This is a genomic window from Acinetobacter sp. 40AMC3-4 (genome assembly GCF_049898185.1).
Lineage (GTDB): Bacteria > Pseudomonadota > Gammaproteobacteria > Pseudomonadales > Moraxellaceae > Acinetobacter.
The window spans coordinates 160,337-174,217 of record NZ_JAFCXG010000005.1 but is presented as its reverse complement, the minus strand read 5'-3'; the positions used below and the strand labels follow the sequence as shown (position 1 = coordinate 174,217).

Annotated in this window: 13 protein-coding genes; 7 read left to right on the top strand and 6 right to left on the bottom strand. The window is 45.3% G+C overall.

Annotated elements, in window-relative coordinates:
* Positions 1-231: 231 nt before the first annotated feature.
* On the bottom strand, positions 232-774 hold the full coding sequence (locus tag ACP7BU_RS08310) for an adenine phosphoribosyltransferase (protein WP_071850580.1): 543 nt from the start codon (positions 772-774) through the stop codon (positions 232-234).
* A 487-nt stretch (positions 775-1,261) separates the two neighbouring features.
* Here ACP7BU_RS08310 and rubA point away from each other — a divergent pair, with 487 nt between their 5' ends.
* From rubA to ACP7BU_RS08285, 5 genes are all read left to right on the top strand, one after another.
* The gene (gene rubA / locus ACP7BU_RS08305; RefSeq protein ID WP_004646274.1) at positions 1,262-1,426 is read left to right on the top strand and encodes a rubredoxin RubA; all 165 of its coding nucleotides are present in this window, start codon (positions 1,262-1,264) and stop codon (positions 1,424-1,426) included.
* 91 nt (positions 1,427-1,517) lie between these two features.
* Positions 1,518-2,696: a rubredoxin reductase RubB gene (gene rubB, locus ACP7BU_RS08300; RefSeq protein ID WP_425879786.1), complete on the top strand. Its 1,179-nt coding sequence runs from the start codon at positions 1,518-1,520 to the stop codon at positions 2,694-2,696.
* 57 nt (positions 2,697-2,753) lie between these two features.
* Positions 2,754-3,692 (top strand): esterase EstB, encoded by a 939-nt coding sequence (gene estB, locus ACP7BU_RS08295; RefSeq protein ID WP_004646272.1) that lies wholly within the window; start codon positions 2,754-2,756, stop codon positions 3,690-3,692.
* Between the two features lie 13 nt (positions 3,693-3,705).
* Positions 3,706-4,614: a LysR family transcriptional regulator OxyR gene (gene oxyR / locus ACP7BU_RS08290; protein WP_004279412.1), complete on the top strand. Its 909-nt coding sequence runs from the start codon at positions 3,706-3,708 to the stop codon at positions 4,612-4,614.
* Positions 4,615-4,797: 183 nt separating this feature from the next.
* The gene (locus tag ACP7BU_RS08285; RefSeq protein WP_425879702.1) at positions 4,798-5,409 is read left to right on the top strand and encodes a DNA-binding response regulator; all 612 of its coding nucleotides are present in this window, start codon (positions 4,798-4,800) and stop codon (positions 5,407-5,409) included.
* Positions 5,410-5,448: 39 nt separating this feature from the next.
* On the opposite strand, the gene ppk1 is transcribed toward ACP7BU_RS08285, so the two are convergent.
* Together ppk1 and mtgA are read right to left on the bottom strand one after the other, a co-directional pair.
* Positions 5,449-7,530 (bottom strand): polyphosphate kinase 1, encoded by a 2,082-nt coding sequence (gene ppk1, locus ACP7BU_RS08280; RefSeq protein WP_005107537.1) that lies wholly within the window; start codon positions 7,528-7,530, stop codon positions 5,449-5,451.
* A gap of 111 nt (positions 7,531-7,641) precedes the next feature.
* The gene (gene mtgA / locus ACP7BU_RS08275; protein WP_312584680.1) at positions 7,642-8,316 is read right to left on the bottom strand and encodes a monofunctional biosynthetic peptidoglycan transglycosylase; all 675 of its coding nucleotides are present in this window, start codon (positions 8,314-8,316) and stop codon (positions 7,642-7,644) included.
* Between the two features lie 77 nt (positions 8,317-8,393).
* Between mtgA and ACP7BU_RS08270 the strand changes: the two genes are divergently transcribed.
* Positions 8,394-9,212, top strand: a complete 819-nt coding sequence (locus ACP7BU_RS08270) for a rhomboid family intramembrane serine protease (RefSeq protein WP_425879699.1) — start codon at positions 8,394-8,396, stop codon at positions 9,210-9,212.
* A 34-nt stretch (positions 9,213-9,246) separates the two neighbouring features.
* Here the strand turns inward: ACP7BU_RS08270 and ACP7BU_RS08265 are convergent, their stop codons facing one another.
* Positions 9,247-11,739, bottom strand: coding sequence for an ABC transporter permease (locus ACP7BU_RS08265; protein WP_425879697.1), 2,493 nt, complete (start codon positions 11,737-11,739; stop codon positions 9,247-9,249).
* Position 11,740: 1 nt separating this feature from the next.
* Positions 11,741-12,466 (bottom strand): ABC transporter ATP-binding protein, encoded by a 726-nt coding sequence (locus ACP7BU_RS08260; protein WP_191111963.1) that lies wholly within the window; start codon positions 12,464-12,466, stop codon positions 11,741-11,743.
* An 11-nt stretch (positions 12,467-12,477) separates the two neighbouring features.
* Here ACP7BU_RS08260 and ACP7BU_RS08255 point away from each other — a divergent pair, with 11 nt between their 5' ends.
* Positions 12,478-13,107: an arylesterase gene (locus ACP7BU_RS08255; protein WP_005104662.1), complete on the top strand. Its 630-nt coding sequence runs from the start codon at positions 12,478-12,480 to the stop codon at positions 13,105-13,107.
* Between the two features lie 43 nt (positions 13,108-13,150).
* Here ACP7BU_RS08255 and ACP7BU_RS08250 read toward each other — a convergent pair whose 3' ends face one another.
* A complete protein-coding gene (locus ACP7BU_RS08250) occupies positions 13,151-13,765 on the bottom strand; it encodes a carbonic anhydrase (RefSeq protein WP_004646264.1) in 615 nt (204 codons plus the stop codon).
* Positions 13,766-13,881: the final 116 nt, after the last annotated feature.

The following is a 13,881-nucleotide window of genomic DNA, read 5'->3' as shown; positions in this document are numbered from 1 at the left end:
CTGAGCAAATTAATACACTGATTCAGGAAATCGAAGATCATTTTATCAGGCAATAAAAAAGCCCCACATTTTTGGGGCTTTTTTTTAATTTATGACTTAAGCAACTGCCGCTTCAGGCTGAGATTTGTCGTCCAATTGAGCAAATTAATACACTGATTCAGGAAATCGAAGATCATTTTATCAGGCAATAAAAAAGCCCCACATTTTTGGGGCTTTTTTTTAATTTATGACTTAAGCAACTGCCGCTTCAGGCTGAGATTTGTCGTCCAATACTGACCAGATATCCAGGCCTAATTCAGCATGCAGGTCAGGAAGATCAAGGAAGATACTTGCACCAAGTACTTCATGCTGGCATTTTTGAGCCAGTTCATTCACAGCTTTTAAGGTTCCACCGGTTGCCAGAACATCATCCACAATAATTACTTTCTGGGACTGAACGTTCGCAGACATTTCTAAACGATCCAGACCATATTCCAGGCTATAACCCACACCGACCACTGGAGGTGGCAATTTACCTGCTTTACGCACCAACAATAAGCCTTTGCCTGTACGTTGTGCCAACAAGCTTGCCAACACAAAACCACGCGCTTCAACCGCAATAAAGCTTTCTACTTCTGCCAGTTTGTCAGCAGGAATGCTGGCAATCAAAGCGTCAGTCAATGGACCAATATTGCTCATGAAAAGTGGGGTCAAATCAAAGAAGCAAATTCCTGGTTTTGGAAAATCTTGGACCGTACGAATGTGAGACCACAAAGAAGTAGACAAATTGCTCATGGGAGATCTTAAAAAAAGAAAAGGAATATGGGAATTTTAAACCTATTTGAGTAGAGCGGACAAGCCAAGCTGCCTAATAAAAACCCGACGTTTAATTACAAGATATTGATTTTATTATATTGATTTATTTTAAAAATATTTAATCCGGACTTTACTGATTTTAAATTACCTAAAAACTCAAGTTTTTACTGCACGACTTTGGTCTATCCCACAAGATAAACACTCATTTTTGCCATCGTCAGCTTTTTATCCTTTAACCGCCTACGCCAGAAAAGCTGATTGGCGTGATTTTTAGATAAATGAGGAATGTGTCGTCTATTCTGCTGCTAATTTCGCTGATTAAGCTTTTATTCACTTTACTTTATGAATAGAACTGCGTAAAAATTTAGCCAAATATGTTCACTGTTAAAAAGTCATATTCTTTTAGAGTCTTGCCTTTTATGGATTTTAAGCTGACGCCTACAGTTGCTCAGTTTTGGAGAGTTACATGAGAAAGTTTCAATGCATCGTATGTGGATGGATTTATGACGAGGCAGAAGGTTGGCCTCAAGACGGGATCGTGGCAGGCACCAAATGGGAAGATATCCCAGATGACTGGACCTGTCCAGATTGCGGCGTGTCTAAAATTGATTTCGAAATGATCGAAGTCTAATCACGTCCAGTTAAAGGCCATATCCATATGGTCTTTTTTTATGCCTTTCAATCATTTATACAGCATGGAGCTCTACCATATGGAAACGACTATGCATCCTATCGTCATTATTGGTTCAGGTATGGCGGGTTATGCCGTAGCACGTGAATTTCGTAAACTCAATCCAGAACATGAATTGCTGATGATCTGTGCGGATGATGCGGTCAATTACGCCAAACCGACGCTCTCCAATGCTTTGGCTGGCAATAAAGCGCCTGAACAAATTCCACTAGGCGATGCGGCTAAAATGTCAGCACAGCTGAATATGCGCATTGAACAGCATACCTGGGTCAAAGCCATTCATCCGGAAGATCATCAGCTGGTTCTGGAAAAAGATGGTCAGGAAAGTACGCAAAATTATAGCAAACTGGTATTAGCCATCGGTGCCAATCCGGTACGTCTGGCGATTGCCGGTGATGCCAGCGATGACATTCATGTCGTCAACAATTTAAGTGACTATAAAGCTTTCCGTAACAATCTGGCAGCACGTGAAGACAAACGTGTAGTGATTTTAGGTGCAGGCCTGATTGGCTGTGAATTTGCCAACGACCTGCAAAATACCGATCATCAGGTTACCGTCATTGATTTGGCGCCTCAGCCGCTTGGCCGTTTATTGCCAGAACATGTTGCTACTGCATTCCAGAAGAATCTTGAAGAAACCGGCATTCACTTTGTCTTGGGCACAACAGTCGAAAAAGTCTCTCGTGCGGACAATGGGGATTATCTGGTCACGCTGGCCAATGGTCAGTCTTTGGTCGCTGATGTAGTGTTATCTGCGGTGGGCTTACAGCCAAATATTTCTTTGGCGAAACAGGCAGACGTACATACCAGTCGCGGAGTTTTGACCACCGCACAACTGGAAACCAACCAAGCCGACATCTATGCTGTAGGTGACTGTGCCGAGGTCAATGGAACTTTATTGCCTTATGTCATGCCGATCATGCAACAAGCCCGCGCTTTGGCAAAAACCTTAAACGGTGAACATACCGCTGTACATTATCCGGCTATGCCAGTGGCAGTCAAAACGCCTGCTGCACCTTTAACGGTATTACCTGCACCAGTTGATGTTGATGTCACCTGGGAAACTGAAGAGTTTGACGATGGCATGCTGGCTAAAGCGCTCGATGCTAACGGCACCTTACGTGGTTTCGTGCTTTTGGGCGCCACTGCAGCCAAACAGCGTCTGGCCTTGACCAAACAGGTTCCTGACTTGATTCCTGCTGCGGTTTAGAGGTTTAATAGCAAGGATATTTTTTAAACGAAATATCCTTTAATTAGGACAGCGACTATGTACAGCGCAGCACAGTTTAATCTTTCCCCTTATACCTCGTTCATGCATGAAACCAAGGTCGATCTTGGCAATGGGATCCAGCTACATGTCGAGGTTGGTGGAAATCCGGAACATCCCACCATTTTGCTGATTATGGGGCTGGGTGGGCAAATGCTGTACTGGCCTGACTTTTTCTGCAAGTCACTGATAGACAATGGCTATCACATCATCCGTTTTGATAATCGTGATATTGGTCTGTCTTCAAAAGTCCATCACAAAGGTCCACGCCTGAATACCCTGAAAATGATGAGCCGTTTTGTGCTGGGTCTGGGTAATCAGGGTGCACCTTATGATCTGTATGATATGGCCGAAGATGTCAGTCTGTTGATTGAAAAAATGCAGCTGGAACAAGTCTATGTGCTGGGTGCTTCGATGGGCGGTATGATTGCCCAGATTCTGGCCGCGCGTTATCCGGACAAAGTCAAAAAACTGGGCTTACTGTTTACCAGCAATAACCAGCCGATGTTGCCACCGCCCTTCCCTAAGCAACTCTTTAGTTTGATTGACAAACCGGCTTCAACAGATGAAGATGGCATTGTTGATCATAGTTTGAAACTGTTTAAGATCATCGGCTCGCCAGGTTATGTCAATCATCTGGAAGCGGTACAGACCGCCCGTAAATTATATAAGCGAAGTTACTATCCTGCTGGTGTACTTCAACAGTTTTTAGCAATATTATGTACAGGCTCATTGCTGCAACTGGACAAGCAAATCAAACAAGAAACCCTGGTAGTCCATGGTTCTCGAGATCGATTGCTGCCTCCTAGCCATGGCAAGGCCGTTGCGAAAGCAATTTCAGGGGCTAAATTTGAATTAATTGATGGAATGGGGCATGATATCCCACCGCATTTTATTCCATATCTTAGCGAATTATTTGCTGATCATTTTAAATCATAAACATTAGGACACTATGGCTGCATTACCATCCCTAAGACAGCTGTCATACCTCGTAACACTGTCAGAGACGCTACACTTTACAGAAGCTGCTCGCCGCTCCTTTGTCACCCAGTCAACCTTGTCTGGCGGCATCATGGAGCTGGAGCGTTTACTCGGTGGCGTACTTGTTGAACGCGACCGCCAGAATGTTCGTTTAACGCCTCTTGGTGAACAAGTGGTTGCACGCGCACGTGTTCTACTGGCCGATGCTCAGGACCTAATGCGTTTAAGTCGTGAGATGAGTGAACCTTTAACCGGTGATCTACATCTCGGCGTCATTCCAACAATTGCACCTTTCCTATTGTCCCAGCTGCTGGATGAAGTGCATAAGCAATTACCAAAAATCCAGTTGCATCTGCATGAAGCGCAAAGTGAAAAGATTGTAGAAAAGCTGGAACATGGCAACCTGGATATGGTGGCTTTGGCATTGCCTTTCGACACCCGTGGTCTGAAAGTTGCTGAAATTGCCAAAGAGAATCTGTATCTGGTTTACCAAAAATCTGATCAGCATGCTGCACAAGCAAACTCTTTAGAAGATCTGGATCTGTCTCGCCTGATGTTACTTGAAGAAGGTCATTGCCTGCGTGATCATGCCTTGAGTGCCTGCCCGATTGGTGAGCGTAAAAATGATCACCGTTTAAAAGCCAGCTCACTGCCGACTTTAATCGAAATGGTGTCTGCAAATCTGGGCTTTACCCTGCTGCCTGAAATTGCGATCCATACCAATATGATTAAAGGCAATCCTGAGATTCAGGTAAAAGCGATCGATTCAGCCCCAAGTCGTACCCTGGCATTGGTAACCCGTAAAAGCACACCGCTGCAAAGCGAGTTTGATGTGCTATTACAGATTTTCCAGAAAATCACTCAGCACGATGCTGCCTGATCTATAGATAATAAAAAGGAGCACATGTTGCTCCTTTTTTATATCTTGAATTGAATGCATCCAGTCCGCCTAGAAACTTAGAATCTCTACATTTCAGCTAAATCACTATTCTTTGGGATAGGCATTTGCATCTGCCTGATTCACAGTATAGCTCTCTATCAGCATCTACAGGATCGCGTTTTATTGGCTAGCCTTTTGCCTGCACCGGTTTTAGTGATTCGTTCACCGACTGGACTCGACCTGTCAAAAATCCAGACCGTGCTACAGCAACTCGGCTATCAGCCAGATATGCTGCTGTATGCGGACAATATGCTGTCCGCACAATCCATGATTACTGAACATCTGCCTAATCTGATTCTTTATCATGCAGCAACAACTTCAGAGATCAGTGTGATCCGTCCGCTGAAACAGCAAAGCCTAGATACGCCCGTTATTGCCATACTCAATACTCATTCCACAGCACTGATCTATTCAGCCTTGCTGTCCGGCGCAGATAGCTATATGCAGCATCATGATTCATTACCCCAGTTCGCTGATAGTCTAACAACTGTCTTGCGCGGTGGAGCCTACATTCATACTGAATTGGCAGATTATCTCCTGCACCAGCCCAGCGTTAAAGCCTGTCTCAACTTCGCTGAATTACAGTTATTACAAGTAATGAGTCAGCATAAATCGCAAACCGAACGACAAAACCAGCTTCAGATGAAAGATTATCAGATGTATAGTCAGGTCAAACACATCTATCGAAAACTGATCAGACTCAGCTTAAACAGTTCAATTGTATGTTCGAAATAAAAAAGAGGCTGAATATTCAGCCTCTTTAAATACTTAAACTTATTTAAACAGCTCTAACAGAATACGTTGTGCATTATGCGGTTTTTCACCTTCTTTGGGCTGTGCCCGCAGCCAAGTACCATCACCTTGCAATAACCAGGATTGCTGATTGTCTTTCAAGTAATTCAACAGACCTTGTTGATAGATGCGTTTTTTCAAGGCTTCATCTTCGACCGGGAAACAGGCCTCGACCCGATTAAACAGGTTACGATCCATCCAGTCTGCACTTGAACAGTAAATACGTGAATTGCCATTATTGCTGAAATAATACACGCGGGTATGTTCCAGGAAACGCCCGACAATTGAACGCACCCGGATATTTTCCGACAGACCCGGCAACCCCGGACGCAAACTGCAAATTGAGCGGATAATCAGGTCAATCTGTACCCCGGCCTGAGAAGCCTCATAGAGTTTGTTAATCAATTGCATTTCGGTCAGTGCATTGACTTTGACAATAATCTGCGCCGGTTTCCCTGCTTGAGCATAGGCAATTTCATTATCGATATAGTTAAGTAACTGGGCATGCAAAGTAAATGGCGCATGTAGCAGCTTTTTCAGCTTGGCCATTTTCCCCATACCGGTCAATTCCTGGAAAATACGATGCACATCTTCACACAGATCTTTATCTGTCGTTAATAGACCATAATCGGTATAGATTCGTGCATTGCCGGCATGATAATTACCGGTACCCAGATGCACATAGCGCACCAGTTTGTTATTTTCCCGGCGCACCACCAGAATCATCTTGGCGTGAGTCTTGTAACCAACAATGCCGTAGACCACGACCGCACCCGCTTCTTGCAGGACATTGGCCACCGCAATATTGGATTCTTCATCAAAACGTGCACGCAATTCAATCACTGCGGTGACTTCCTTGCCATTGCGGGCAGCTTCAGCCAGTACCTGCACAATTTCAGAATCTGGCCCACTGCGGTACAAGGTTTGCTTGATCGCCAGCACTTGCGGATCGCGTGCCGCTTCACGTAATAATGAAATGACCGGCGCAAAAGATTCAAAAGGATGGTGCAGCAAAATATCCTGTTTCTGCATCGCACTAAAAATATTTTCAGATTTTTTCAGTACTTTAGGAATGATGGGAGTATGCGAGTCATAACGTAAATGCGGACGTTTAAAGTTAGATAGCAAACGTGCCAGATTGACCGGGCCCGCGACTTTATAAAGCTGCTCGTCGTCCAGATCAAATTCATTCAGTAGATATTCATAAATATGCTGCGGACAATTTTCTGTCACTTCCAGACGCACGGCGCGGCCAAAACGGCGTGAACTGAGTTCGCCTTTGAGTGCCTTGGCTAGATCTTCAACATCTTCATTCAAGGCTAAATCGGCATTTCGGGTAACACGGAACTGATAACAGCCAGTCGCCGTCATCCCCGGGAACAGATCAGACACATGCTCATGAATAATCGCCGACAGCATCACATGATGTTCTTTTCCATCGGTCAGTTCATCCGGTAAACGTACCACGCGTGGCAGTGAACGCGGTGCGGGTACCACAGCCAGATCAATCTGACGGCCAAAAGCATCTTTCCCTTCCAATGTGACAATAAAGTTCAGTGATTTATTCACCAGTCTCGGGAATGGATGCGCAGGGTCCAGACTGATCGGCGTGAGAACCGGCGCAACCTGCTCTTGAAAATATTTTTTAATCCAGGCAGATTGTGCCGGAGTCAGCTCACCACGGCGCAGGAAACAAATATCTTCATCACGCAGTTTTGGCAGAATTTGTTCATTTAAAATACGGTATTGACGTTCAATGGCAGCATGTGCGGTTTTAGAAATCTGTTCTAAAACCTGCTTTGGAGTCAAGCCATCCGGACTCCGACTTTCATTATCCAGATCCAGCTGTTCCATCATTCCTGCGACCCGGATTTCAAAAAACTCGTCCAGATTACGCGAGAAAATCAACAGGAAATTCATGCGTTCGAGCAATGGATGTAAAGGATCGACAGCCTGTTCCAGGACACGTAAATGGAAGTCTAGGATAGACAGTTCGCGATTAATATAACGATCATTATATGTATATTCGGGCTGTGCTGAAGTTGTGCTGGCTGCCGTATTCATATCAAACCTATGCGGATTTAAAATTGTGCTTATCCCTCCAAGTATGCTTCAAATTGATGACAATTTCATAAAAAAAGCCCAAATAATTGGGCTTTCTCTTCAAATCATCAATTAAGGTAATTCTGCATAACGCATATAGCGCTGAATCATCCACTTACGAGCATTTAATGCAGAGGAATTGCGATGATCCTGGAAATATTTCGGATTGGTCAAAATGGCAGCCAGAAAGATGGCTTGATCGCGGGTCAGGCTTTGTGCGGTTTTACCGAAATAATGTTTGGCCGCTGCTTCAACGCCGTAGATATTATCCCCGAACTCGATCGAGTTTAAATAGACTTCCAGAATTCGTTCTTTCGACCACATGCGTTCCATCATCCAGGTCGCGACTGCTTCCTGACCTTTACGCACAAAGGAACGCTTGTTGACGAGGAACAGGTTTTTCGCCAATTGCTGGGAGATTGTCGAACCACCGGCCACTACACGGCCCTGATTTCTGTTTTTATTCAGCGCAGTTTGAATTCCGTCCCAGTCAAAACCATGGTGATGAATAAATTTTCCATCTTCCGCAGTGACGATGGCACGTTTCAGATTCAGGCTGATCTCGTCATAGGGACGCCACTGATGCTGAATCGCTTTGGAAGGCTCTGTCCAGTAATCAATCCGCATCATCATGGTGGTGTTCACCGGATTGGTTCGCCACCAAGCCAGACTGGCAAAGATCCACAATTGAACCAGCAGAATCACACTGACGATGACTAGCATCGTGCGGATCAGAAAGGCTTTCATGTCAGTGCGTTACTCCTGAAAATTTAATTTTTCGTGTTAAGCTTATTCGAAATATACAATCACAGCAAAAAAATAGCATGTCTGAATACTCTCCCCCTGTCGAACATCGCAAACTTGAAATGCATCTCTGGTGGATCACCGCCATTTTAATCGGGATCAATGTTGGATTATTTGGCTGGCAAGCCATGCATGGCATGGATGTTAGCCAGCCGAGTACCCGAGACGCTATTCTCTGGGGTGCCGATTATGCACCTTTAACCTATTTAGCGGAACCCATGCGCTTGTTTAGCAGCATGTTTTTTCATTTTGGCCTGATTCACCTGATGTTGAATATGTGGGCCTTGTATATTTTTGGTAGTGTTGCCGAACAGCTGTTTGGCCGGATGTATTTTATTGGCCTGTATGTGTGTGCCGGATTAATGGGCAGCCTGCTCAGTGGCTATATGAACATTCAGGACAGCTATAGCCTGATCGAAGGCGGTGTGGCTAATCCGGATTTATTGCCTGCGGTCAGTGCCGGCGCATCCGGTGCCGTGATGGGACTCGGGGCTTCACTGACAGTGCTAGCCTTATTGCCAATGCTGCCACAGCAACGTTTTATTCTGGATAAAAAAACCCTGGTGATGGTGATGGGCCTGAACCTCGCGCTGGGTTTTATGATCAGCGGAATCAACAATGCCGCACATATTGGCGGCATACTGATGGGAGCTTTTCTCACCTTGCTCTGGTACATCGGGCAAAAAATGCAGCGTAGCCACCTGTTCAATCTGATTGCCTTGATTGTCGGGTTCGGCCTTTGTGTGCTGCTTTATCAACATAACTTGGCCTTACTCGAACCCATTCGCCCACTGTGGCAAGAGATTCTGGAAATGATGCAACAGCAACTAAAACTTTAACTCTCAGCCAGTTTAAAAATCACGGAGATGAATCTTATTGATTCATCTCACGCAAGCTTTGTAAGGGTGGAATCTCTGACAGATAACTCAGGCGATAACGGCCAATCAGCGCACATAAAGTGGTCATAAAGATCGGCAAGATAATCCAGATTTCCCAATGCGGCTGAATCATTAAATCCATTTTATAACTGGCAATCGCGCTGATCACTTCGGCAAACAGGCAGGAAACAATTCCAGCAAACAGTCCAATAAAACCAATTTCCAGACTCATCATGGTTTTCAGTTTCTGCTTGGAACTACCGAATGATCGAAGCAAAGCCACTTCACGTTTGCGCTCATCCATCAACAGGTTCAGACAGGCCATCAGTACCAGAAAACCGGAAATGCTGACCAGTACTGCCAGAATGGTCACGATTTGCACCAGCACATTCACAATGCGTTTGATCTCTTCCAGAATCAGGCTGACATCAATAAACACCGTGTTGGAAAATTGCTGGATCACAGACACCAGTTTGCCCTTATCTACCTCCGGGACATAAAAACTGCCCAGATAACTGCCGGCATTGGCATCCATGGTATTGGGTGCAAAGATAAAGAAAAAGTTGGGACTAAAACTTTCCCATTCGACGGTTCTTAGATTAACGACTTTAGCTTCCAGTATCCCTTCCGGCAGGCTGAAACTGAGTTTATCTCCAATCTTGATCCCTAACTCTTCAGCAGTATTGGCTTCGACCGATACAGTGCCGACCTGCTTTAAAGCCGCGTCACCACTAACAATCACATTATCTTGAGGATAGCGGTTTGACTGGGTCAGATTCAGTTCACGTCTTAAGGTATTGCTACTTTTCACCAGTTCCTCGGCAAAAGGCTGATCATTTTTGGCGACCAGACGCCCACGGACATTTGGATACAGTGGTGTGCTTTTCCAGCCATTCTGCTCAAGTTGGGCTTTCAGGGCTGGCATCTCAAAAGGCGGTAAACCGTAAACGAACTGGTTCGGTGTACCTTCCGGTAACTGTTGCTGCCAGCGCTCCAGCAGATCGGTACGCAAGACGGCCAATACTGTAATCAGGCTCAAGCCCAAGGCTAAAGCCGTAATCTGCAAGGCGGTCTGAGAAGGTGTGCGTACATAGGCTGACAGATTCAGCTTCATATTCCGCAGCAGTTTCAACACCCCCCATACCGTCAGATACAACACCGCACATAACACAATAATCGCGCCAATCACCCAGGCGGTCAGCAAAAGATTTTCAGTCAAAATCACACTAAAAATAATCAGGCTGAGCGTTCCGGTCAGCAGCATCCACAGCATAGATTGCACTGATTTTTCCTGCTGGCGGATCACCCGGATCGGTGGCGTATTCAGCAGTTGCAACAAGCTTGGCATGACAAAGCCGAGTAACACTACAGCACTGGTCAGCATCGCGACCGGCAATGGCCCAAGCAACATTGCGATAGCGGAAAATTCAATTTGTAAATTTGGAATCAGCTGCAACATCAATTGCAACAGTCCATAACCCAGACTGATCCCGACCACGGTACCAATTAGCATGGCAATCAACAGCACCATCCCGAGTAAAGCCAGATAAGCCGACAGAATCTGCTGCTTGGTGGCGCCAATACAACGCATTAAGGCAATATGATCCTGATTCTGCTGCACATAACGCTGCGCGGTTAAGGCAATGGCAATCCCGCATAATAGAATGGTCAAAATATTGGCCAGTTGCAGGAAAGTGTCCAGATTAGCAATCGGCTTCATCAAGCGGGTATTGCCTTCACTAGCATTGCGCAATCTGAGACTGCTTTGCTCCTCAAATTCCTGCCCTTGTACTTCCGCTGGCGTTTCAGCTGAGGCATTTGCTGACTTGACCTGCTGCTTGAACAGGGCTTCATATTGTTGGGTATCATCCGGACGGCCAGCCATGAGTAAGCGATATTCAATCCGGCTCCCTACCTGAATGGCATTAGTTCGTGCCACATCCACCTGGGAAATAATCACGGTCGGCGAAAAACCGGAAAATCCAAGCTCCTGATTGGAGTCCTGTTCAATCTTGGCGGTGACTTTGAATGCTGCATCGGCGATATTCAGCTGATCCCCCAATTTGACTTTGAGCAAATCCATGGCTCGTGGACTGAGCCAGATTTCACCAGACTGAATCGACTTTTTTGCCGGTTGCACCCGAAGTTCGCCACGCAAAGGAAAAGCCTGATCAATGGCTTTGACATTGACCATAACAAACTGCGCATCGGTATAGGCCATACTGCTAAAGAAAGTGACTTCTGACTGCTTTAAATCCAGCTGCTTGGCCTGATCACGCCACTGCTCCGGCAAAGGCTCATTATCTGAAAGCACCAGATCACCAGCCAGCATTTCTGCTGCCTGCAAGGCAACTGCATTTTGGATCTGCTCATTACTAAACTTAAGTGCAGTGGTCGCGCTAATTGCCAGCGTTAAGGCAATAATCAGCAGATAAATTCCGGTCGTTTTAAAGCTTTGCGTCAGTAAGGGGCGAAATAATGGATTCATTTCATCCCCCACTCGGATGTTCAATCAGCTCGCCATTCAGCAATTCAAAATGCCGCTGGCACTGCTGCGCCAGTTTGCGGTCATGCGTGACCAGCACCAAAGTCGTCCCCAGTTCCCGATTCAGTTGAAAGAGTAGTTGTTCAATTTCTTTGGCAGTTTCGCCGTCGAGGTTACCCGTGGGTTCATCGGCAAAAATGATTTTTGGTTCACTAACCAGTGCACGAGCGATGGCTACACGTTGCTGCTCTCCCCCGGACAATACTTTTGGGGTTTGCTGCGTCTGTCGATCCAGACCAACTTTATGTAGTAATGCCAACGCCTTTTGCTCAGCTTCTGCATATTTAAAACCAGGTTGCAAACGTAATGGCAGCATTACATTTTCAAGTGCAGTCAGGTGCGGTAAGAGCTGAAAAGACTGAAAGACAAACCCGATATTTCTTAAACGTACCAGTGCACGTTGTTCTTCATTCAAGTTAGACACTGATTCGCCACAGACCATAAGCTGACCTGAACTTGCCTGATCCAGTGTCGCCAGAATACCCAGTAATGTGGATTTTCCGGAACCGGAACGACCGGTAATTGCCACTTGTTCTCCGGCCTGAATATCCAGATCAAGATCCTCAAAAATGGTGAGCTGTTTTTGTGAAAGTTGTATCTTTTGTGTCAATTTCTGGGCAGAAATAATAGCCTGTGGCATGATGGTCGAATCGTTGCTGCTTTGAATCATACGTGTCCTATATGAAAGATCTTAATCAGAAAACTCGGCTATTGCCTTACTTTTTTTTGCTCAGTCTGTGCCTGTTACCTCTTGGGGTTTCAGCAAAGACGATTATGATTTTAGGTGATAGTTTAAGTGCAGGTTATGGTATCCAGCCCCAGCAGGGTTGGGTACATTTATTACAAAAGCGTTTAGAGCAACAGTATCCGAAACAGCATAAAGTGGTCAATGCAAGTGTCAGCGGTGAAACCACCAGCGGAGCACTGGCCAGGCTGCCAAAATTGCTGCAGACGCATCGTCCAGACCTTGTGGTGATTGAGTTAGGTGGCAATGATGGCTTACGTGGACAACCACCGCAAATGATTCAAAAAAATTTAGCCAGCCTGATTCAGCAGAGCCAGAAAGCCAAGGCCAAGGTCATCGTCTTTGGCATAAAAATGCCGCCTAATTACGGGCAGGCCTATAGCAAGGCTTTTGAAAATAATTATAAAGTGGTGAGTCAGCAATATAAGGTGAAGTTATTGCCCTTCTTTATGCAGGGTGTCGCCGGTAATAAAACATTGATGCAAAAGGATCTGATTCATCCAAATGCTAAAGCACAGACAATCCTGTTAAATAATGCTTATCCATACATTAAAGGCGCTTTATAAAGCGCCTTTAACTTATTTTAGAATATATTTAGATGAATCGTGATTAGAAATCGAAGAATGTCACTTCACCAGTTTCCAGTGAATATTCAGCACCCACGACTTTTAGTTTTCCTTGTCCAATCAGGTTTTCCAGAACGGCTGAACCGTGACGCAACTGATTCACCGAAGCAAATACGTTGGAACGTACTGCATGCTTGGACAATTTTGCCAAGTCATTTTTCAGTTCAGTTTGCATTAAAGTTTCAACTGAAGGACGTACGCGGTTCACAATCGACATCAGGTTTGCCGATGGGGGGCAATCTGGACACATCAAGGTATCAATAGTCGCTTTAATCGCACCACAGTGACTGTGACCTAACACCACCACAATCGCGCAATCATAACGTGCCGCGGCAAATTCAACACTGCCGACCTGTGAGGGTGCAACAATATTACCTGCAACACGAATCACAAAAAGATCGCCGAGACCCTGATCAAAAACCATTTCGGCTGGAACGCGCGAATCTGAACATCCCAAGACAATCGCAAACGGATTCTGATCCTCTGCCATTTCTGCGCGCTGTTGGTGGCTAAGTTGTTTTGGATGCGTGGTATCGCCACTGACAAAACGTTGGTTACCCTGTCTAAGACGTTCTAAAGCTTCTTGAGCTGTGAGCATTCTTTTCTATCACCGATGGTTTTAGTTGCAATATCTTACTGCCAGTTTTTTTGAATGTCACTTGCAAAAAATCTTAGCTGATTAAATTTTTAGCATTTATCTAATTTCATTTCTGC